Consider the following 20,818-nt stretch of genomic DNA (forward strand, 5'->3'; position numbering starts at 1 on the left):
TTAAGAATTTTCGAGAATCGTATGTGTTTCACTGTTTAGTTATCAAGGTTCTTTGTTGTGCCGTCTCTCAGACAGCTCATTTACTTTATCATATTCATTCATGCTTGTCAAGAACTTTTTTAAGTTTTTTGAAGCATCTTTTTTTATGATCATGTCGCCCGTTCAGGCGACTTGACCACTTTATCATATCTGTATCAGCTTGTCAATAACTATTTTATTTTTTTATCAGCTTTTTTTGTTTTTTCAAAATACTGCTGTACCTCATGCAAAGATGGTAATATACAATCTGACAATTCTTCCATCTCCATAGTAGGAGCCGACAGATCCGGTACCATGATCGGATGCAGTCCTGCCCGTTTTGCAGCTCTGATACCATTATAAGAGTCCTCAATCGCATAACACTCTTCCGGCTGCTCCTGAATTTGTCTGCAGGCCTCCAGATAAATGTCCGGTTCCGGCTTACTTCGCTGAACCATATCTCCACAGATGACCTTATCAAAGTATGGAAGCAGTCCTCCTTCTTCAAGTTCTCGCATTACAACCTCTCTTCTTGTAGAAGAAGCTACTGCTGCCTTTATATGATTCTTTTGAAGATATTCCAGAAGTTCTCGGATTCCTGGTTTCTGCTTAAGCTTCCCGCCTGCTGCATTCGCATGAAAAAGATCAGCCATTTCTTTTTTGTATTTGTCATAGGGAAACTCCTGTCCATAACGTTTAAAAAATTTTTCTTTACTTACAGCAGCATTCGTCCCAAGGCATTCCCGACACGTTGCTTCTATGTCTTCAATTCCATATTTCTCTGCTACTACTTTCCACATCTGAATCACAAGCGTTTCTGAGTCAAAAATAACTCCATCCATATCAAATACAACTGCCTTCATCTTTTCTCCCTTGTGCTTATTTTATTACCGTTCACAGCTAATATTCTGCATAATAAAACGGATTGCATCCTGTATCCAGGATACGTACACCAGTCTGATTCCTTTTATTTTCTCTGTAACAGATCTGCATACTTCCGGCAGGATCACGGTTTCAAAGCCAAGCTTCTTTGCTTCTGCCACTCGCTGTCCCGCCATGCTCACAGCACGTACTTCTCCGCTCAGTCCAATTTCTCCGAATGCCATCACAGAATCCGGAATAATGATATCCTTGCAGCTTGAAACTACCGCCAGTGCAATTCCAAGGTCTATTGCCGGCTCTGTCATTTTCATTCCACCCGCGATATTCACATAGGCATCGCAGGAAGCCAGACAAATTCCGACTTTTTTCTCCAGGACTGCCATCAGAAGATTTACCCTGTTAAAGTCTGTACCCACCGCAGTTCTTCTCGGAATCCCAAAATTGCTCTGACACACAAGCGCCTGGATTTCTACCAGTATTGGCCTCGTTCCCTCCATGGAGCATGCTACGATCGAGCCTGAAGTATCACTTGGTTTTCCGTTTAGCATAAACTCTGACGGATTTTTTACTTCTTCCAGTCCCGTGTTTCTCATTTCAAACACACCAATCTCATTCGTAGAGCCAAAACGATTCTTAACCGCCCTCAGAATCCGATACGAAGCATGTCTGTCTCCTTCAAAATAAAGTACCGTATCCACCATGTGCTCAAGTACACGGGGACCTGCCACATTTCCTTCTTTTGTTACATGTCCGACAATAAAAACAGATACTCCCTGTCCTTTGGCAATCTGCATCAGTATATTGGTGGATTCTCTTACCTGCGATACACTTCCCGGTGCAGAGCTAATGTCCTCATGAAACATTGTCTGAATCGAGTCAATCACAACCATATCCGGTTTCTTTCTCTCGATCACTTCACGAATCGTTTCCAGATTTGTCTCACACAGAAGCTGAAGATTTTCGTTAAATTCTCCGATCCGCTCTGCCCGAAGCTTAATCTGATGCAGGGATTCCTCTCCGGAAATATACAGCACATTTCTTCCGGACTGTGCCAGATTTCTGCATACCTGTAAAAGAAGGGTGGATTTTCCGATTCCCGGATCTCCACCCACCAAAACCAGAGACCCGGGGACGATTCCGCCCCCGAGTACTCTGTCAAGTTCTCCAATTTTTGTCAGCTGACGTTCGTCCTCTGACAGTGAAATATCCTTTAGCCGGACTGGTTCCGGACGTTTACCTGAATTCCGAAAAGAACCTATACCAGATGAAGTTCCTTTCTTTGTAGAAATCGTTTCTTCCACAAGGGTATTCCAGGCTTTGCATCCCGGACATTGTCCCATCCATTTTGAGGATTCATATCCACATTCCTGACAAAAATAAACGATCTTTTTGTTTTTTAGCATTTTTTGATCTCAACATATACGGCTTTATCGCCTCCCAGTTCTGCACTGAAAGAAAGTTTGCCGCCGAGGTTTGTTTTCATTTTGCCGGCTTCTGCACCATCAATAGAAATATCATATTCTGTATCTGCTTCCATTTCCACAGTAATCTGCGCATCCTCAGTTCCCTCTACGTTAAAGCTCATGCTGGAGCCATCCTGTTTCAAGGAAAACACAGCAGTTCCCGGTACAGACTCATATACAAACATTCCGTTTCTCTCGAGCTTTGTAATCTCCTTGAATGTTTTTACCTTATAGATATCTCCCTGAAATTCAAAATCTGATACCTTAGATTTCTGAGGCAATTCATAATTGCCAAAGCTGATGCTCTGATTTTCTTCTGTACGGATCAGTTCCTTTACTACTGCCATAATCTTATGTCCTCCCAAAGACTTTTCTGTTGTGTTTTACCAAATACCTGCGAATTGTTCCATAGTATCCTGGTATTCTTAATTATAACATTGACCACTTTCTTTGACCAGTATCCTGTCCAAGATTTTACAGCTTTTTTATAATTGTGTATAAGCAAGGACTATTTTGCTTTCTTCTCTTCTGATACCGGAGTAAAACAGATTTCCTTCTGGCGAAGCTGGATCCTGACAGTTTCTCCTCTTTTGATTCTGCCCTCAAGAAGAGCGTTTGCCATTGGATCCTCCAGTTTTGTCTGAATGGCTCTTCGCAATGGTCTTGCACCATATTTACTGTCGAATCCTGATTCTGCAAGGAACTCGCGGACAGATTCTGTAATCTTAAGTTCGATCTCAAGCTGTTCTCTGCAGCGTTTTTCCAGTTTCTTAAGCATGATATTGACAATTTTTTTGATATGACTTTTGTTCAGAGGATGGAATACCATGATCTCATCAATACGGTTCAGGAATTCCGGTTTAAACAGTCTGCGTACTTCTTCCATAACGCCAGACTTCATTCTGTCATAATCCTGTTTTTCATCCTGATTTGACATGAAACCAAGCTTCTTTGGTTCAATGATCGACTGTGCGCCTGCATTAGATGTCATGATAATGATCGTCTGTTTGAAATCCACTTTTCTTCCGTGTGCATCTGTGATATGTCCATCATCCAGTACCTGAAGAAGGATATTAAACACATCGGGATGCGCTTTTTCGATCTCGTCAAAAAGAAGAACACTGTACGGATTCCTGCGAACCTTCTCACTGAGCTGTCCGCCTTCATCATATCCGACATATCCCGGAGGAGAACCAATCAGCTTGGATACACTGTGTTTCTCCATATATTCCGACATATCAACACGGATCATTGCCTGCTCACTTCCAAACACAGCCTCTGCCAGTGCTTTGGAAAGTTCTGTTTTACCGACACCTGTCGGTCCCAGAAAAAGGAAGGAACCAATTGGACGATTCGGATCTTTCAGGCCAACACGACCTCTCTTGACTGCCTGAGCCACTGATTTCACTGCCTCGTCCTGTCCGATCACACGTTTATGCAGTTCTTTTTCAAGACGTGCCAGGCGCCTGGTTTCCCCCTCTGTAAGGCGCTGTACCGGAATTTTGGTCCAATCTGAGATAATATCTGCCACAGAACTCTCCGTTACGGATATTTTCTTTCTCTTATTTTTTCTTTCTTCTTTTTCTTTATATCCGGCAATCTCTGCCTCTATCTCACGCTGATGTGCCTGAAGCTCTTTTGCCATGGAAAGATCTGCCGCCTTGACAGCTTTTTCCTTATCATTCTGAATCTCACGAAGTTTAAGTTCCAGAACATCCATTTCCGGCGTCACGTGATATCCTCCAAGGCGGACCTTTGACGCGGCCTCGTCAATAATATCAATTGCTTTATCCGGCAGGAAGCGATCGTTGATATAACGTACAGACATTTTTACTGCCGCCTCAAGTGCACTGTCCTCAATTGCCACGCCATGATGCTGTTCATAATACGGACGAAGTCCCTTAAGAATTTCCAAAGTTTCTTCTTCTGATGGTTCCTCCACGGTTACCGGCTGAAAACGCCTCTCCAGAGCTGCATCTTTCTCAATATATTTCCTGTATTCTTCCAGTGTTGTTGCACCGATCAGCTGGATTTCTCCTCTGGAAAGAGATGGCTTCAGAATATTGGAAGCATCCAGTGCTCCCTCTGCTCCACCTGCTCCAATGATCGTATGAAGTTCATCAATAAAAAGAAGAATTCCCTGATTGCTGCGTACTTCATTGATCACGTTTCGAATACGTTCTTCAAATTCTCCTCTGTATTTGCTTCCTGCCACCATTCCGGACAGATCAAGGACAACCACTCTCTTGTTTTTGACAGAATCCGGAACCATACCGGAAATAATCCTCTGTGCAAGGCCTTCTACAATTGCCGTTTTACCGACACCCGGCTCACCCACCAGACACGGATTATTTTTGGTTCTTCTGCTTAATATCTGGATCAGACGGGCAATCTCTTTTTCTCTGCCGACCACGGGATCCAGCTTTCCATCTGCTGCCATTGCAGTCAGATCACGACTGTACTGATCCAGTGTAGGAGTTGTGGAGTTTTTATTTTCCTTCTGTTTCTTCTGCATCTGCAGTTCTTCCAATGTAGAATTGGAATCTATTTCAGCCGCCGAAAGAACCGTACTATATAGTTTCTGGATATTCACTCCCATAGTATATAAAAGCCTGGTGCCTACACAGTCTGTTTCCCGCAGCATTGCCAGAAGCAGATGTTCTGTTCCTGCCTGTTCCTCTTTCTGTTTCTCTGCTTCTTTTACAGCCTGCTCTTTGATCTTTTGGGCTCTCGGACTATAACCGGCAGATTTTTCTGCCACAAGCACTCCGGATGGTGCTATCAGCTGTGTGATCAGAGTTTCCAGTTTTTCCGGATCTACGCCAAATTCTTCAAGGATCTTACCTGCAGTCCCTTCCTGTTCTTTAAGAAGTCCTACCAGTATATGTTCTGTCCCAATATATGAATGTTTCCAGGATCTGGCCGCACTTTCTGCTATTTGTAATGCTGCCTTGGCCTGTCTGGTAAATTTTGCCTGCATTCTTTCCTCCTCTTTCTGTTATTCATATTTGTTGTCACTTTCTGAATAGTTACTCTTATTCTTCGATTCCATATTCGTCAAAAATTTCATCAATCAGATTGTGAACCTCTGCTCTGGTAATGTTTTTGCAGCATCCCCTTGCCAATGCAACCATAAGATTCTGCTTCATCTCTTCCAGTGCCTTTATCTTGTCTACATCAAGGGCGATGATCGCACCCCTTCTACGGTCAATAGTGACAAATCCCTCCTGTCGAAGCAAAGAATATGCCTTATTCACTGTATGCATATTGATGCCGATCGTATCTGCCAGCTGCCGTACTGAAGGAAGCGTATCTCCTTCCTGAAGCCTGGATGTGGCAATTCCCATGATAATCTGATTCATCAGCTGTACATAAATAGCCTCATCGCTGTTAAAGTCTATTTCTATGACCATAATTTCAGCCCCTTATCTTTGTAATATGATGCTTCGCAGCATGTGCCCTGAAATACCGTATATGATTTATATGTGCTACATGAACATCATGTTATACATATGGTAGCACATAATTCAGATTTTGCAAGTGCAATTTTTCAGAGTTTGAATGTAGCAGAAAAAAACAGACAGTCCAACGACTGTCTGCCTTTTATGTTTTTCTTATCCAATGATCTTTTTGAGCTGATCTCTGTTGAGAACAAGGTTAAATCCCATAGGGTTGACAACCAGTGCTTCTGCCTGTTCGATCAGAACATTCGGAAGTTTATCAAATGGAACCTTGGCAATACGAAGTCTCTTGCCTTTGGCAAATTTCTCAAATTCCAGTACATCAGAAAATACCGGCTGAAGGATTTTGCCCTCTTTATCCTTAAGATAAGGAATGTTCACCTTATCCGGCTCATCACCCTTTTTCTGCATAGCGATCAAAAATTCTGACTTTCTCAGATTCACGATCACTTCCTCCTCCAGTGCCCTTAAGTTCTTGTGTTCTTCCTTAGGTACCGGACGACGAAGTTCCTGTATAAAATAGATACCGGAAAGCTGCAGTGTCGGATTGATCAGCGGACGTTTCTGTGGTTCTACATTGCTCAGATCTGGTTTTCTTACAATCTTTTCCAGATCGATCTCCATCTGTTCATCACCATCATTCCACATAACTGTGTTTACACCGATTGCAAACAACAGACCATACAGCCTCGGAAAATCTTTCTTCTCATAACGCATTCCCATGAGAAGGATCTTTTCTTCTACTTTCTTTTTGCCAAATTCCTTAATTGCTTCTTCTTCTGTAAAAAACCATGCCTGATCATTAAATGATTCTTCCCCACAGGTTACATAAGGAAGCTTCGTAGTCTGAGAGTATGCTACAAAAATATTCTCCCTTCCCTGAATTTCCTTAATTGTTTCTACTTCACTTGTTCCCATATTCTGTCCTTTCAGGCCTCGTCAATAGCCTTTCCTATGTCGTGGCGCATATATTTATTTGCAAACTGAATCCAGTCTGTCGCCTCGTACGCATTTTTGCGTGCCTCCTTCAGATCCTTTCCAGTTGCAGTGATTCCAAGGACACGACCGCCGTTAGTAACGATTTCTCCATCCTTGAACTTGGTTCCTGCATGGAAGCAGTAATAACCATCCTTATTCTTAAAGTTCTCGAATCCATGCATCGGAATTCCTTTTTCGTATTTTACCGGATATCCGTCACTTGCCAGAACAACACAGACAGCTGCATTATCCTCAAATTCAAGTTCAATCTGATCAAGAGTTCCATTCACGCAGGCTTCCATCACTTCAATGATATCTGTCTTCATTCTCGGAAGAACAACCTGAGCTTCCGGATCGCCAAAACGGGCATTGTATTCCAGCACTTTCGGTCCCTCTGCTGTCAGCATCAGTCCAAAGAAAATAATTCCTGTAAACGGACGTCCCTCTGCTGCCATAGCATCTACCGTTGCCTGATAGATATGCTCCTTACAGAACTTATCTACCTCTTCTGTATAGAACGGACTCGGTGAAAAAGTACCCATACCGCCTGTATTCAGTCCCTGATCTCCGTCCTTGGCACGTTTATGATCCTGTGCAGATGTCATCGGACGAATTGTCTTGCCGTCCACAAAAGAAAGAACAGACACTTCACGTCCTGTCATAAATTCCTCAATGACCATCGTATTTCCTGCACTGCCGAACTTCTTATCCTCCATGATATCTCTGACTCCGGCTTCCGCCTCTTCCAGAGTGTTGCAGATCAGAACACCTTTGCCAAGTGCAAGTCCATCTGCCTTAAGTACGATCGGGAATTTTGCCTGTGTATGTAAATAATCCAGTGCTTTCTCCGGATCATCGAAATTCTCATATCCCGCTGTCGGAATTCCGTATTTTTTCATGAGGTCTTTTGAAAAAGCCTTAGAGCCTTCCAGAATTGCAGCGTTTTTGCGCGGTCCGAACACTTTAAGCCCGCGTGCTTCAAATACATCCACAACACCACCAACCAGCGGATCATCCATTCCTATGATCGTAAGGTCAACAGAATTTTGTTCTGCAAAATCAGCAAGCTTCTCAAATTCCATCGCACCGATATCCACGCACTCTGCATATTCAGAAATTCCGGCATTTCCTGGTGCACAGTAGATTTTATCTACTTTTGGGCTTTTGGCTACACTCCATGCAATTGCATGCTCTCTTCCGCCGCTTCCAACAATTAATACTTTCATATTTTCACTCCTCTGCGATGATAACCTTACCATCCTGTACCGATACTTTGCCATTGGCGATCAGATTGATTGCAGCCGGCAGTATCTTCCATTCAGCTTCTTCCATTACACGCTTCTGAAGCACTTCCGGAGTATCTCCCTGATGTACTTCTACAGCTTTCTGAAGAATGATCGGTCCTGTATCTGTGCCCGTGTCCACAAAATGAACCGTTGCACCTGTCACTTTAACGCCTCTTGCAAGAACTCCCTCATGAACACGAAGTCCATAATATCCCGTCCCACAGAAAGAAGGAATCAATGACGGATGTATATTGATAATACGATTCGGATAAGCTTCCACGATCGTCGGTGGTATTGCCACCAGATAACCTGCCAGCACCACAAGGTCTACCTGATTCTCCTGAAGTTCTGTCAGAAGTGCTCTGTGAAATTCTTCTCTGTCTGCATAATCCTTTGGAGAAATGCATTTCGCTGGAATTTCCCTGCTCTCTGCTCGTTTAAGAGCATACGCACCCTTATTGTTACTGATCACAAGACCAATCTCTGCATTGGTGATCGCCCCTGCATCCATTGCATCCATGATCGCCTGAAGATTCGTACCCCCTCCGGATACCAGAACGCCAAGCTTTAACATAAGGTCACTCCCTTTTCACCAGCCTCGATACGACCTACTACATAAGGAGTATCTCCTTCTTTACGGATTGCTTCCATTGTCTTGTCCACATCCTCCGGAGCTACTGCAAGCACCATTCCAAGCCCCATGTTAAATGTATTATACATCATTTTCTCTTCGATGTGTCCTTTTTTTGCAAGAAGTTTAAAAATCGGAAGAACCGGATAGCTGTCTTTTTCTACAACTGCATGTGTTCCTTCTTTCAGCATACGCGGAATATTCTCGTAGAAACCGCCGCCTGTGATATGGCTGCATGCATGAATTCTTACCCCTGCTTCTTTGATGCTCTTAAGTGCTTTTACATAGATTCTTGTCGGCACAAGGAGAGCTTCTCCAAGTGTTGTTCCCAGTTCATCATAATGAGTATCCAGAGATTCTCTGGTCATCTCAAATACCTTACGCACAAGAGAAAATCCGTTGCTGTGTACACCTGTAGATGCCATACCGATCAGTACATCTCCCGGATTCAGTTCTTCTCCTGTAAGAAGATCTTTTTTGTCGATCACACCAACTGCAAAACCGGCAAGGTCATATTCCTTCTCCGGCATCAGTCCCGGATGTTCTGCTGTCTCACCGCCGATCAGGGCCGCACCGGACTGTACGCATCCCTCTGCCACACCGCTTACGATCTCAGCAATTTTTTCCGGATAGTTCTTGCCACATGCAATATAATCCAGGAAAAACAGAGGTTCTGCACCTGCACATGCGATATCATTCACGCACATGGCAACTGCATCAATTCCTATGGTATCATGCTTGTCCATGATCATGGCAAGTTTTACCTTGGTTCCACATCCGTCTGTACCGGATACCAAAGTAGGCTCTTCCATATTTTTGAAAGAATTCATAGAGAAAGCTCCTGAGAATCCACCGATTCCACCCAGAACTTCCGGTCTCATGGTTCTTGCAATATGTTTCTTCATAAGTTCAACTGATTTGTAGCCTGCTTCAATATCAACGCCTGCGTTCTTGTAATCCATATTTTCTGCTGCTATAACATATATCTCAATATATGCTTAGATAAATTGCCGCGCTCCTGCCCGGCACAGCCTTTCATCTAAGATAGCTTTTCCTTTCTTAAAATTTAATATCACTTTACCTGGTTTTTGCGAATTTATATTCAATAAGCCTTATATCCAACTTCCTGAAGACGGGCATCCTTTACTTCTACCTGTTCTTTCAGTTCCCGGCTGTATTCTTTGAGTTTCTCAAGAAGCTCCGGATCTGAAGTAGCCAGGATCTTGGCTGCCAGCAATCCTGCATTTGCTCCTCCGTTGATTGCAACTGTCGCAACCGGAATTCCGGATGGCATCTGTACAATTGAGTACAGTGAATCACGTCCTCCCAGAGATGTAGTATGCATTGGAATACCGATTACAGGCATTGGAAAAATTGCCGCACACATTCCCGGAAGATGTGCTGCCATTCCTGCACCTGCAATGATCACTTTAAATCCTCTTTCTTCTGCACTTTTGGCATATTCAAAGAACACATCCGGTTCTCTGTGTGCAGAGATAATCTTCATTTCGTACTCAACGCCCAGCTTGTCAAGAATTGCTGCCGCTTTGCTCATAACCGGCATATCTGAATCGCTTCCCATTACAATTCCAACTTTTTTCATTGGTGGCCTCCTTTTTTCTATCCCAGGTTGATTCTACTAAGATTCTAAATTTGTGTCAACCAAATTCCATAAAAGAAATATTTAGCTATGCAAACTCTTTTTGTATACAGCCTACACTTCAAATGGTTTATTAAGTTCTTCTGTTCCCGGAAGCACAAAACGGCCATTCTCAATAATTGGAAGACTCTCGCCATCCTCATCAATCACACTGATGCTTCCCAGTTCCTCATACGGAATTGTGATATCTGTATGGCAGCCATAATATGCCATGCTGATATCCTCCTTACGAAGTGCAGAAATCTCATTATCTCTGGCAATGATCTCTCTTCCATCCGGATTAAATACCGGTGTGTCCTCCGCCCAGCTGTAGCAGGTATCGCCCACTGCAAAATGAGGTCCCATTTTTTCTGCAATCAGAATCGGAAGTTTGTCTTCAATTCCATATTTTTCTGCGACAACATATGCTGTTGTATTGGTTCCGATCGCAAATTCGCCCATCGGGATCTTGTTGTGATGAAAAAGAATATTATCCTCTATATAAGCACGGTTTTCTTCCTCTGTTTCAAAATTCGAACAGCTGTAGTCGATAACCTGTCCGCAGTCAAATACAAGCTTCAGATCCTTAAACTGTAATCCATTGAGATATACCTTCTTAACATGAAGGACTCCACCTGTTCCGGCAAGTACCGGTGAAGTAAAGACCTCTCCTACCGGAATGTTGACATCTGCCACACAGTTTTCAAAATTTGTCTGCTTTTTGATGTCCTCCAGTTCATGAAGATGAATAATCAGATCTGTTTCATTTCCATTACAGCCCTTTATCTCCACCCACTGACAGGTATCCAGAGTCTCAATGATCGTCTGCTGAATTCTTTCATATAATTTGTAATCCAGCGTATTGATCTTAACGATTTCCGCAAAAATCTCAGAGAATTTCTCTCCAATCTCAGGAATCGGATAAGCAATGATCGTAAAGCTTCGTTCATCACCTTTGATATAACGGTTAACGATCTGGCCGGATTCGTTGTCGAGATCCACCTGTAATTTCTGCTGTGCCTCAGAAAGCACCCAGGCATCTGTCTTTGTTTCCGGTGCAAACGGTTCCTCGCCAAACGTTTCAATGCATGCCGGACCGCCATGCACTGCTGACAGTTCCTTGTAATTCTCATAAGCATTCTGCATGGAACGCAGTTTACGCTGCACAAAATCACTGTCCAGAAAAAGCGCCTGATCCTGTCTGTGATCATAATCATACTGTGGATTGGCAACACCTCCGGTAAAACCAATTCTTGCATTTCCCCGTTTATTGACTATATGTGTGGCATGACGATAAATAACCGGTTCCAGCCCCATCTCACGGAATTTCAGTACCGCCGATCTGACCATTCGTTCAAACCCAAGATTATATCGGATGTTGACCGTTTTTTTCTTTGTGATATCTTTTCTTCCATTGATAAATCCGATGCGGTAGCCTTCTGTATAGGTTTCTGCCATACTGTCAATCTGTTCCTGTGAAAGGCTGTTCAGAAATTCTGCCACACCTCTCTCATTTGCAGAAACATATTCCCCATAAAAATACAGATATCGAAGATCTGACAGATCAGAATCCATAATGATGCGTACTGCAAAATCAAGCTCAGGATCAACAGCTTCTGCAACTCTCTGCTCGATCATATCCTGGCAATAGTCATTGACATAAGACTTAAGAATATCCTCTACGCTCTTTACTGACGGCAGTTCACTGTCTTCAAATGCCGCATATACTTCCAGGAAAAGTTCTGCCGCAACGGTATAATCCCACCATTTTTTCTCATATGCATAGGCAATTACACCGCGAAGTTCTGCATATAAAAGACAGAATACCTTTCCGTATGCGCCAAGCTTCTCTGCTGCATAAGAAGGATTTCCATAACAGCTTCCATAATTCTCAGGAAAAAGTTCCTCATAAAGGTCTCTGTTCTCCTGCATCAGTTCTTCTTCCGTCTGATCTGTTGTCTGTCTTTCAAGAATTACAGCTGTTTTCTTCAGGAATTCCGCCATACGCTTAAAAAAATCTTCAAAATCCGGCTGTGCACTCTTCTCTGTACAGATTTCACAGATTCGATTTTTCGCCAGATCATAACGTTCCATCAACAATTCGTCCAAAACATTCTTCCTTTCCGTTATAACTTTATTCGTCGATAACATGCCCAAGCTCCACATGTTTATCGATCAGTTTCTGCATATATTTCCAGATTTCCACAGATCCCTCTGATGTATGCTCATTTCGTCTGTATATCTGGCTTTTACGGACGCCATGTTCCGCCCAGCTTCTGCCATTGGAAGCATCATTCAGAAGAAGCGGCTGACAATTATCCAGCACATGAGCAAATTTGGCTTCTGCAGTCTCATATGCCTCAAACTCATTCCAGAGTTCACGGAAATATTTCCCCTGATCAGCTGGAAGGAGGCCAAAAATACGATCCGCCGCTTTCGTCTCCCGATCCTCTTTTGTTTCAGCTCCCGCATCATCATATGCGTAGGTATCACCAGCGTCAATCTCAACCAGATCATGAATCAGCACCATCGGTACAACCTTCGCCAGATCAACCTCTTCATTAGAATATTCTTTGAGGAGAACCGCCATCAGTGCCAGATGCCAGGAATGTTCCGCATCATCTTCCTTACGGCTTGCATCTGCCAGATATGTCTGGCGGATGATCTGCTTTACTTTGTCTACCTCAACAATAAATTCCATCTGTTTCTGTAATCGTTCCATTTCTTATACTCCCATCAAAAAAAAGACCAGCCAGCCTACTGTGATCACTCCATTCAGGATTGAACCCACAACACTGGTCCGATGCATACACTCTTCATCAGAAAAGCTCATAAGTCCCATCACAAACCCATAAGCAGAAAGCAATGCTGCAAACAGGCAGACTCCACCTATGATGAACCCGAATTTTCCTCCCAGCATATAAGCTGCGGTTACTGCCGCCACAAACAGAAGGAGGGAAGCAATCGCCAGTCCCACTGACAGCTTCCCTTTACCTGGTTCTTTTTTCTTTATGATCGCATATCTATATCTTCTTGCCATAACATTTTCTCCTCAGATAATTACAAACGGCAAAAGCCAGATATCCCAGTGCCGCTCCCAAAGTATTCAGGATCAGATCATCTACGTCAAAACATCCTACCTTCGTAATAAGCTGGATTGTTTCTACGAGAAGGCTGATACCAAATCCTGATAAAATTATAAAAAATCCGCTGCGGCATTTCCTTGCTATGACCGGAAGAATAAATCCGTAGGGAATAAATCCAATCACATTTCCCAGCAGATTTGTAACAACCGCAAACACCCCTAACTGCTCTCTGTAAATCCAGAATCTTCTGATCTCTATAAATGGGATCAGATTGTATCTGTACTCTCGTTCTTCTGCTGCGACCCGTCCATATTCTTCCGAAAAGAAAAGGAAATAGATCAGCAGCAGAACATATAATACAAACAGCATAGTTCCCAGATGTTTAATCCTGCGTTTTGCACTGTTTCTTGACATACTATACTATCCCAACCTTGTGCTGCCTCCAATTACTATATCAAAATGTCACCTTTTCTTTTGAGAAGGCGTGCACCGCTGACGATCATCAGAATTCCCGCAGCTGCTCCGATAACAAGAGTAACAACTCCCACTGCGACACTGCATGCTCCTGTTCTTGACATCGTTTTATAGATTTTTTCGTTCAACTTCATTCCTCCTGAACATTCTTTCGCCGAAAGGTGTTTTATTTTGCACCGTACTGAGCATAATATGCATCAATTGAAGCTTTAAGCTCATCGTCAATAATGACCTTTCCCTTGTATTCCCTGTTATAAAGATGTTCAATAACCTCTTCCATCGTTACGATGGCGTTTGTTTCAAATCCGTACAGATCATGAACCTCTTCAAGGGCACATTTAACGCCGCCCTTTCCAACTTCCATACGGTCAAGAGATACCATAAGGCCGACAATCTCTACATCTGCCGCACCTCTTACCTTCGGAACTGTTTCTTCCATGGATTTACCGGAGGTTGTTACGTCTTCGATCATAACAACACGATCTCCGTCCTTTAAATTGCTTCCAAGAAAACTTCCCTTATCTGCACCGTGATCTTTTTCTTCTTTTCGGTCTGAGCAGTAACGGATTTCTTTTCCGTATAATTCACTGAATGCGATTGCTGTCACTACACTAAGCGGAATTCCCTTATATGCCGGTCCAAATAACACGTCAAAATCATCACCATATTTGTCGTGGATTGCTTTTGCGTAATATTCTCCAAGTTTCTTAAGCTGGGAACCTGTCACATATGCACCTGCATTCATAAAAAACGGAGACTTTCTTCCGCTCTTAAGTGTAAACTCTCCAAATTTCAGTACATTACTGTCTACCATAAATTCAATAAATTCCTGCTTATATGCTTCCATTTTTCATTCCTCCATATCAACTGTATTAATCTTTCGTTAGCTAACTGTTATTTTAGCATATTTTAATTCAAATAACAAACTCTCTTTCATATCAGATGCGTTTCACATATGCTCTGTTTGGTTTATAGTTTGGACGTCCGCCTCTGCCGCTGAGATCATAGCTCATACCACAATACCCGTCAATTTTGCCGGTCACCTTTGCCCAGTTTGCATCATAGACTTTTCCGTTTACCTCTGCCCAGCCATGTCCTCCTGATGAAACCGCATATGATGTATACCCTACTGCATCAGCCAGATAGGCAACTGCACAGCCAAACCCAAAACAATCGCCTCTTCTTCTGCTGAGTACCCGGCTTCCATAATATACATCCCAGTTTGAACCTCCGACAAAATCTCCGCCATCTCCGTAATTGCAGCTTACAATATATCTGAAGCAGGCTTTCAGTTTCTGTTCTCTTGTCATTCTGTTGTTCGTAACTCTGTCCACAGTCTGACTTGCCTTGACCATAAGATTCAGCTTTGCAAGCTGAGTTTTGTTATAGACTGCACTTCCGTTTTTCCTGATCCGGATTCCATTAACTTTTGAAGAAGTCACCATGTATCCTGCTCTGGTATTATACTGTCTGAAAAAATAATATTTCTTATTGATCTTTCGCCAGCCTGTACGGAGAACTCCTTTGGAATCGAAATAATATTTTTTCCCTTTTACGGTCACAATGCCCTTTGCTTTCTTGCCTTTTGCATTATAATAACTGAGATTTCCATTCTGTGCTTTCACAAAACAGTTTTTGTATTTCACAGCTGCCTCGGCATTCCTTGCCGGAAAAAGACAGATACATATTGCCAACAAAAAAAATATAACTGTTTTTTTACCTTTCATAGTCCGTGCCTCCCTTTACTATTTAATCAAATCTCACTTTTCTTAGTTACTTATACGGAGTTCTGAAATTTCTGGTTCCATAGCATCCGCTCCAGCCGGTTCGCAGCTCTCCGCTCTTAAGCACATAATAAGTATTACCCAGAACTTTTACAAAGCCATTTCTGTTTCTTTTGTATAATTTCCCATCTGCCTTAAACAGATACAATGTTCTGCCAACTTTGGAAGAGCCAATAAGTGCATACCCATTTTTGTCAAAATAATATTTCCCGCCTTTTATGGTTTTCCATGTATTTTTTATTCTTTTGTTATTCTGATAATAGCAGAACTTACCATTTCCTTCTTTGTAAAGACCATTTTTCTTTTTGGTTGTTTTTACCGTCGTTTTCTTCTCTGTCGTTGTCTTTGCTGCAGCAGAAACTCTCTGATTCATACACGGCACCTGTGCAAAAAGCACAAGCAAGGCCAGAAACACCAGAAACTGTCTCCCTGTTTTCTTCATCGCTTCCCCCCTTTCCAAATACTATGATAATATCATTGTCACATAAAACTCCTGTTTTGTCCACACAATACCGTATCTACGTCGTTCGAAGATTGTATTTCTTCATAATATAAAAATAATACGGGATCAATGGAATCAGTGCCGCGATCCATGCCATCGGATCGGCAAGACAGACACCTGCAAAGCTTGTCTTTCCGGCGACAAGCACTACGATCAATGTTCTTGCTAAAAGCTCAAAGACGCCTCCCAGCATCGGTACAAGTCCATATCCCATACCCTGCAGTGCATTTCGAAATACAAAAATCGTACTCAAAAACGGATAGGCCCAGAACACTGTACGGAAATAAGTTACGGACACATGCACAACGTCCGTCTCAGACGGATCAATAAACAGATAGGTAAAATATTTTCCTCCGAAATATACGATTACCATCTCAAGTACACTCCAGATCCAGAGCATGATACAGGAATAATTCACACCCTGTTTTACCCTGTCCATACGTCCTGCACCACGATTCTGGCCAACATAGGTCGCAATGGTTGCCCCCATAGAAACAGCCACCATGCCTATCACATTCTGAATCTTTCCTGCCGCCGAGAATCCTGCCATATAAGTGGCACCATAAATATTCACCGCACTCTGAACTATGATAGTTCCGATCGCTGTAATAGAAAACTGAAGTCCCATCGGGATTCCAAGGATCAGCAATTTACTCATGCTGCCTTTCCGAAACTCAAAATTTTTCTTTTCCAGATGGAGGATCGGATATTTTTTCTTAATATAGATCAGGCAGCATACCGCAGACACACCCTGTGCAATGACAGTCGCATATGCACATCCTTCTACTCCCATTCCCACAAAGCGGATCAGAACAATATCAAGAACAACATTGATTCCTGCCGAGATGATAAGAAAATATAACGGTGATTTGGAATCTCCCAGTGCCCGCAAAAAGGCAGCCAGCGTATTATATGCCGCTGTTACCAGAAGTCCGGCATAAATAATCCCCATATAGCCGGCCACATCCCCCATCAGATCTGCTGGAGAATTCATCAATCTCAGAATCGGGACATTGAATACCAGAAATCCAGCCGTCATTGCCGTTGCAAATCCAAACATCAGATAGATGGACATTGCCACAAAATGTCTCATATCATCGTATCTTTTCGCACCAAACATCTGTGCCACGATAATCGCAAATCCACTGCTTAATCCATTTAGCCATCCTGTCACAAAAAACATCAGCGATCCTGTACTTCCAATTGCAGCAAGTGCATCCACACCAATAAACTGTCCCGCAACAATAGAATCCACAATGTTATAAAACTGCTGAAAAATATTTCCCAGAAACATCGGAATCATAAATTGTATGATCAGTTTTACAGGACTGCCAACTGTCATATCATTTGTTCGATTTTTTTCCATTTTACTCCCCTTTCACAAAAAGCAGGAAAAAGCACTCTGCTCTTTCCTGCCATTTTGTGGTTCTAACATTTCATGCTTTTATTTTACTGCTCCGATCAGCTCATGGATATCTTCCACATGCTGTTCTCTCATAAAGTTCTCAATTCCCTCTGCAATCTCCACGGTTGCATACGGATTAAAGAAATTCGCTGTTCCTACAGATACTGCTGTCGCACCTGCCATGATAAATTCCAGTGCATCCTCTGCAGTTGCGATTCCTCCCATTCCAATGATTGGAAGGGAAACTGCCTGTGCAACCTGATAAACCATGCGGACTGCCACCGGCTTCACTGCCGGTCCTGACATTCCTCCGGTCTTATTTGCCAGAGCAAACGCTCTTCTGTAAATATCAATCTTCATTCCTGTCAGAGTATTGATCAGGGACAGAATATCTGCTCCGCCAGCCTCTGCTGCTCTCGCCATCTCTGTGATATCTGTTACATTCGGACTGAGTTTCATGATAATCGGCTGTTTTGCATATTTCTTAACTTCTTTTGTGATTGCTTCCAGTGCCTTAGGATTCTGTCCAAAGGCAATTCCACCTTCCTTCACATTCGGACAGGAAACATTGATTTCAAGAAGATCTACCGGCTCATCTGCCAGCCGCTCTACAACCTCACAGTAATCCTCTGTACTCTTTCCGCAGACATTAACAACGATTTTGGTATCATATTGTTTCAGGAACGGAATATCTCTCTTGCAAAAGAGATCAATCCCCGGATTCTGAAGTCCGATTGCATTGAGCATACCGCTCGCGGTCTCTGTAACACGCGGTGTCGGATTTCCCGGCCATGGCACATTGGCCACGCCCTTAGTTACCACTGCACCGAGACGATTCAGATCTACAAATTCACTGTACTCTGCTCCGGAGCCAAAAGTTCCGGAAGCCGTCATAACAGGATTTTTTAATTCAACTCCGGCAAGAGTCACACCTGTTTTTATCATAACTCTACCTCCGTACTCAAGAATACCGGTCCGTCTTTGCAGACACGTTTATTGTGCACCTGGGAGTGTGCATCGATTTCTTTTGATTTGCAGACGCAGGCAAGACAGGCACCAACGCCGCACGCCATACGCTCTTCCATAGAAATCCAGCAGGTAATATTTTTTTCTGCCGCATATTCCTTAAGTGCACGGAGCATCGGGGTCGGACCGCAGGCAAAGATCACATCTGCCTCCAGTGATTTCTCTTTGATCGCATTCAGAACATTTCCCTTCGTTCCTGCACTTCCATCTTCTGTTGCAACATAAACATCTGCATACTCTGCAAATTCTTCATTCAGGAAAAGCTCATCTCTGTATCCGAGAACCGCTGTTTTCTCTGCCTTAAGCTCTTTGGCAGTCTGAAGCATCGGCGGAATACCAATTCCGCCACCGATCAGAAATACCTTCTTTCCTTCGGCTTCTTCAAGCGGGAAACCATTTCCAAGAGGTCCCATTGCCTCAACGGTAATTCCCGGATGAAGTCTGGAAAATTCTTCTGTTCCTGTATTTTTGCCTGTAACTCGATATACAAGGCGGATTCTTCCATTTTCTCTGTCTATCTCACAGATGCTGATCGGACGCGGAAGCAGTTTGCTTCCGTTTCTTGTATATAAAGATAAAAACTGTCCCGGTCTGGCAGCTTCTGCCATACGATCAGCCTGAAGCCACATACTGAAGATTCCCTTACCAATCTCCTCCTGGCTCACGATCCTGAGACTTTCTTTTGTCTTTGTGCTCATCTGTTTCCCTCCAAAATCATCTTAGCGGTTATTAAGTGCACCGCTGATATCCTCGATCATTGCTTCTACTGCTTTACGTGATGCATCCGCATAGTTCAGTTCACCGAATGATGCATATGCTTCCTGCTTGTATGCTGCAATAATACCTCTGGAAGAGTTTACGATTGCGCCAAGTCCGTCTTCATTGAAGAAATGAACAAGATCTGCACCTTTACCACCCTGTGCACCATATCCCGGTACCAGGATAAAGGTTTTCGGCATCAGTTCACGAAGAACTTTGCCCATTTCCGGATAAGTAGCTCCGACAACTGCTCCAATATAGCTGTATTCCTTGCCCATGTGATCTTCGCCCCACTGTGCAACCTTCTCGCCTACCCACTCATAAAGCGGTCTGCCCTCGATCATACGATCCTGGAATTCACCACTGGAAGGATTGGATGTTTTTACAAGGATAAAAAGTCCTTTATTTTCTTCCTTGCAGACATCGATAAAAGGTTTTACACCATCAATTCCAAAATATGGATTGACTGTTGCAAAATCCTCATCAAATGCGGCATACTTCTTGGAACCCACCTGAACATGTCCAAGATGTCCGACTGCATATGCTGCTGATGTAGAACCGATATCGCCTCTCTTAATATCGCCCATTACTACAAGGTCTTTGGATTTACAGTAATCTATGGTCTTTTTGTATGCCTGAAGTCCTGGAATCCCAAACTGTTCATACATGGCGATCTGTGGTTTCACTGCCGGAATCAGATCATAAGTTGCATCAACGATGCCCTTGTTGAACTGCCAGATTGCCTCTGCTGCACCTTCCAGTGTCTCTCCAAACTCCGCAAATGCCTTTTCCTGGATATGCTTCGGAATATAGTTCAGCATAGGATCCAGTCCTACAACGATCGGTGCATTTGTTTTACGGATTTTCTCAATAAGTTTGTTAATCATAACGGCCTCCTGCTAAAATTTTTGGTAATTATTTCTCTCTGCACAATTACATTATCAATAACATCATACACGAAATATTTGATTTAATAAAGTCTTTTTTAAATAACCTTGACAATTTTATCCACGGGATATATAATTCATGGCATAGACCGATAGATTCTTAATGTAAAATCACTAGTTTTTAGAGATTATATATTATTAATATAGTCTGTAAAATCTGGTGATTTTTGTCGTCAGATGGGCTTTTAACTTTTTATTTTTTATGGAGGTAACATCATGAACAAGGGAACTGTAAAATGGTTCAACGCAGAAAAAGGCTATGGTTTCATCACAGGAGAGGATGGAGCTGACGTATTCGTACACTTCTCTGCAATCAATGGCGAAGGATTCAAATCCTTAGACGAAGGACAGGCAGTAACTTATGATTTAACAGAAGGCGCTCGCGGAATGCAGGCTGCTAACGTTACAAAATTATAATTAACATCCGATACTTCAGGTTTCATAAACCATTAAATAAAAACCCCTGGCTGAAACAGC

Annotated in this window: 23 protein-coding genes; 1 reads left to right on the forward strand and 22 read right to left on the reverse strand. The window is 42.9% G+C overall.

Annotated features, from left to right (window positions below):
* Positions 1 to 209 precede the first annotated feature (209 nt).
* The 22 genes from LIR34_RS04905 to pyrF form a co-directional block, all read right to left on the reverse strand.
* Entirely contained in the window at positions 210 to 881 is a 672-nt protein-coding gene (locus LIR34_RS04905; protein WP_173902210.1) for an HAD family hydrolase, read from the reverse strand.
* Positions 882 to 905: 24 nt separating this feature from the next.
* The gene (gene radA / locus LIR34_RS04910) at positions 906 to 2,303 is read right to left on the reverse strand and encodes a DNA repair protein RadA (RefSeq protein ID WP_173902209.1); all 1,398 of its coding nucleotides are present in this window, start codon (positions 2,301 to 2,303) and stop codon (positions 906 to 908) included.
* Positions 2,297 to 2,710 (reverse strand): endosialidase, encoded by a 414-nt coding sequence (locus LIR34_RS04915; protein ID WP_161285813.1) that lies wholly within the window; start codon positions 2,708 to 2,710, stop codon positions 2,297 to 2,299. Before LIR34_RS04915 ends, radA begins: the two co-directional genes overlap by 7 nt.
* Before the next feature lie 161 nt (positions 2,711 to 2,871).
* Positions 2,872 to 5,343, reverse strand: coding sequence for an ATP-dependent Clp protease ATP-binding subunit (locus LIR34_RS04920; RefSeq protein ID WP_173902208.1), 2,472 nt, complete (start codon positions 5,341 to 5,343; stop codon positions 2,872 to 2,874).
* Positions 5,344 to 5,398: 55 nt separating this feature from the next.
* Positions 5,399 to 5,776, reverse strand: a complete 378-nt coding sequence (locus LIR34_RS04925; RefSeq protein WP_173902207.1) for a GntR family transcriptional regulator — start codon at positions 5,774 to 5,776, stop codon at positions 5,399 to 5,401.
* Positions 5,777 to 5,977: 201 nt separating this feature from the next.
* Positions 5,978 to 6,742 carry an SseB family protein gene (locus tag LIR34_RS04930; RefSeq protein WP_161285810.1) on the reverse strand — a complete coding sequence of 255 codons (765 nt, stop codon included), beginning with the start codon at positions 6,740 to 6,742 and terminating at the stop codon, positions 5,978 to 5,980.
* Between the two features lie 11 nt (positions 6,743 to 6,753).
* Positions 6,754 to 8,028 carry a phosphoribosylamine--glycine ligase gene (gene purD / locus LIR34_RS04935; protein ID WP_161285809.1) on the reverse strand — a complete coding sequence of 425 codons (1,275 nt, stop codon included), beginning with the start codon at positions 8,026 to 8,028 and terminating at the stop codon, positions 6,754 to 6,756.
* A gap of 4 nt (positions 8,029 to 8,032) precedes the next feature.
* Positions 8,033 to 8,662, reverse strand: a complete 630-nt coding sequence (purN, locus tag LIR34_RS04940; protein ID WP_173902206.1) for a phosphoribosylglycinamide formyltransferase — start codon at positions 8,660 to 8,662, stop codon at positions 8,033 to 8,035.
* A complete protein-coding gene (gene purM / locus LIR34_RS04945) occupies positions 8,656 to 9,681 on the reverse strand; it encodes a phosphoribosylformylglycinamidine cyclo-ligase (protein ID WP_161285807.1) in 1,026 nt (341 codons plus the stop codon). The genes purN and purM overlap by 7 nt, the downstream gene beginning before the upstream one ends.
* A gap of 140 nt (positions 9,682 to 9,821) precedes the next feature.
* Complete coding sequence (gene purE, locus LIR34_RS04950; RefSeq protein ID WP_161285806.1) at positions 9,822 to 10,322, reverse strand: 5-(carboxyamino)imidazole ribonucleotide mutase; 501 nt, start codon at positions 10,320 to 10,322, stop codon at positions 9,822 to 9,824.
* A gap of 111 nt (positions 10,323 to 10,433) precedes the next feature.
* Positions 10,434 to 12,452 carry an aminopeptidase gene (locus tag LIR34_RS04955; protein ID WP_161285817.1) on the reverse strand — a complete coding sequence of 673 codons (2,019 nt, stop codon included), beginning with the start codon at positions 12,450 to 12,452 and terminating at the stop codon, positions 10,434 to 10,436.
* A gap of 40 nt (positions 12,453 to 12,492) precedes the next feature.
* Positions 12,493 to 13,080 (reverse strand): HD domain-containing protein, encoded by a 588-nt coding sequence (locus LIR34_RS04960; RefSeq protein ID WP_173902205.1) that lies wholly within the window; start codon positions 13,078 to 13,080, stop codon positions 12,493 to 12,495.
* 3 nt (positions 13,081 to 13,083) lie between these two features.
* Entirely contained in the window at positions 13,084 to 13,398 is a 315-nt protein-coding gene (locus LIR34_RS04965) for a hypothetical protein (protein WP_161285804.1), read from the reverse strand.
* A complete protein-coding gene (locus LIR34_RS04970; protein WP_173902204.1) occupies positions 13,382 to 13,858 on the reverse strand; it encodes a VanZ family protein in 477 nt (158 codons plus the stop codon). Before LIR34_RS04970 ends, LIR34_RS04965 begins: the two co-directional genes overlap by 17 nt.
* Before the next feature lie 35 nt (positions 13,859 to 13,893).
* Positions 13,894 to 14,046, reverse strand: a complete 153-nt coding sequence (locus LIR34_RS04975) for a hypothetical protein (protein ID WP_173902203.1) — start codon at positions 14,044 to 14,046, stop codon at positions 13,894 to 13,896.
* A 38-nt stretch (positions 14,047 to 14,084) separates the two neighbouring features.
* Positions 14,085 to 14,765: an orotate phosphoribosyltransferase gene (pyrE, locus tag LIR34_RS04980; protein WP_161285802.1), complete on the reverse strand. Its 681-nt coding sequence runs from the start codon at positions 14,763 to 14,765 to the stop codon at positions 14,085 to 14,087.
* Positions 14,766 to 14,856: 91 nt separating this feature from the next.
* The gene (locus tag LIR34_RS04985) at positions 14,857 to 15,645 is read right to left on the reverse strand and encodes a hypothetical protein (RefSeq protein WP_161285801.1); all 789 of its coding nucleotides are present in this window, start codon (positions 15,643 to 15,645) and stop codon (positions 14,857 to 14,859) included.
* A 46-nt stretch (positions 15,646 to 15,691) separates the two neighbouring features.
* Entirely contained in the window at positions 15,692 to 16,144 is a 453-nt protein-coding gene (locus LIR34_RS04990; protein WP_173902202.1) for a hypothetical protein, read from the reverse strand.
* Between the two features lie 76 nt (positions 16,145 to 16,220).
* A complete protein-coding gene (locus LIR34_RS04995; protein WP_173902201.1) occupies positions 16,221 to 17,570 on the reverse strand; it encodes an MATE family efflux transporter in 1,350 nt (449 codons plus the stop codon).
* Between the two features lie 78 nt (positions 17,571 to 17,648).
* Complete coding sequence (locus LIR34_RS05000; RefSeq protein ID WP_173902200.1) at positions 17,649 to 18,554, reverse strand: dihydroorotate dehydrogenase; 906 nt, start codon at positions 18,552 to 18,554, stop codon at positions 17,649 to 17,651.
* Positions 18,551 to 19,333: a dihydroorotate dehydrogenase electron transfer subunit gene (locus tag LIR34_RS05005; RefSeq protein ID WP_161285797.1), complete on the reverse strand. Its 783-nt coding sequence runs from the start codon at positions 19,331 to 19,333 to the stop codon at positions 18,551 to 18,553. The genes LIR34_RS05000 and LIR34_RS05005 overlap by 4 nt, the downstream gene beginning before the upstream one ends.
* A gap of 21 nt (positions 19,334 to 19,354) precedes the next feature.
* A complete protein-coding gene (pyrF, locus tag LIR34_RS05010; protein WP_161285796.1) occupies positions 19,355 to 20,281 on the reverse strand; it encodes an orotidine-5'-phosphate decarboxylase in 927 nt (308 codons plus the stop codon).
* Between the two features lie 276 nt (positions 20,282 to 20,557).
* Between pyrF and LIR34_RS05015 the strand changes: the two genes are divergently transcribed.
* Positions 20,558 to 20,758: a cold-shock protein gene (locus LIR34_RS05015; protein ID WP_005425201.1), complete on the forward strand. Its 201-nt coding sequence runs from the start codon at positions 20,558 to 20,560 to the stop codon at positions 20,756 to 20,758.
* Positions 20,759 to 20,818: the final 60 nt, after the last annotated feature.

It is taken from the genome of Blautia sp. MSK17_66 (assembly GCF_020538025.1).
Lineage (GTDB): Bacteria > Bacillota > Clostridia > Lachnospirales > Lachnospiraceae > Blautia_A.

Coding starts and splice junctions, on each gene's coding strand:
- purN (WP_173902206.1), bottom strand. CDS start 8,662: ATGTTAAAGCTTGGCGTTCTGGTATCCGGAGGGGGTACGAATCTTCAG.
- LIR34_RS05015 (WP_005425201.1), top strand. CDS start 20,558: ATGAACAAGGGAACTGTAAAATGGTTCAACGCAGAAAAAGGCTATGGT.
- LIR34_RS04990 (WP_173902202.1), bottom strand. CDS start 16,144: ATGAAGAAAACAGGGAGACAGTTTCTGGTGTTTCTGGCCTTGCTTGTG.
- purD (WP_161285809.1), bottom strand. CDS start 8,028: ATGAAAGTATTAATTGTTGGAAGCGGCGGAAGAGAGCATGCAATTGCA.
- LIR34_RS04915 (WP_161285813.1), bottom strand. CDS start 2,710: ATGGCAGTAGTAAAGGAACTGATCCGTACAGAAGAAAATCAGAGCATC.
- LIR34_RS05005 (WP_161285797.1), bottom strand. CDS start 19,333: ATGAGCACAAAGACAAAAGAAAGTCTCAGGATCGTGAGCCAGGAGGAG.
- purM (WP_161285807.1), bottom strand. CDS start 9,681: ATGGATTACAAGAACGCAGGCGTTGATATTGAAGCAGGCTACAAATCA.
- LIR34_RS04985 (WP_161285801.1), bottom strand. CDS start 15,645: ATGAAAGGTAAAAAAACAGTTATATTTTTTTTGTTGGCAATATGTATC.
- purE (WP_161285806.1), bottom strand. CDS start 10,322: ATGAAAAAAGTTGGAATTGTAATGGGAAGCGATTCAGATATGCCGGTT.
- pyrF (WP_161285796.1), bottom strand. CDS start 20,281: ATGATTAACAAACTTATTGAGAAAATCCGTAAAACAAATGCACCGATC.
- radA (WP_173902209.1), bottom strand. CDS start 2,303: ATGCTAAAAAACAAAAAGATCGTTTATTTTTGTCAGGAATGTGGATAT.
- LIR34_RS04955 (WP_161285817.1), bottom strand. CDS start 12,452: ATGGAACGTTATGATCTGGCGAAAAATCGAATCTGTGAAATCTGTACA.
- LIR34_RS04925 (WP_173902207.1), bottom strand. CDS start 5,776: ATGGTCATAGAAATAGACTTTAACAGCGATGAGGCTATTTATGTACAG.
- LIR34_RS04970 (WP_173902204.1), bottom strand. CDS start 13,858: ATGTCAAGAAACAGTGCAAAACGCAGGATTAAACATCTGGGAACTATG.
- LIR34_RS04995 (WP_173902201.1), bottom strand. CDS start 17,570: ATGGAAAAAAATCGAACAAATGATATGACAGTTGGCAGTCCTGTAAAA.
- LIR34_RS04960 (WP_173902205.1), bottom strand. CDS start 13,080: ATGGAACGATTACAGAAACAGATGGAATTTATTGTTGAGGTAGACAAA.
- LIR34_RS05000 (WP_173902200.1), bottom strand. CDS start 18,554: ATGATAAAAACAGGTGTGACTCTTGCCGGAGTTGAATTAAAAAATCCT.
- LIR34_RS04920 (WP_173902208.1), bottom strand. CDS start 5,343: ATGCAGGCAAAATTTACCAGACAGGCCAAGGCAGCATTACAAATAGCA.
- LIR34_RS04930 (WP_161285810.1), bottom strand. CDS start 6,742: ATGGGAACAAGTGAAGTAGAAACAATTAAGGAAATTCAGGGAAGGGAG.
- pyrE (WP_161285802.1), bottom strand. CDS start 14,765: ATGGAAGCATATAAGCAGGAATTTATTGAATTTATGGTAGACAGTAAT.
- LIR34_RS04905 (WP_173902210.1), bottom strand. CDS start 881: ATGAAGGCAGTTGTATTTGATATGGATGGAGTTATTTTTGACTCAGAA.
- LIR34_RS04965 (WP_161285804.1), bottom strand. CDS start 13,398: ATGGCAAGAAGATATAGATATGCGATCATAAAGAAAAAAGAACCAGGT.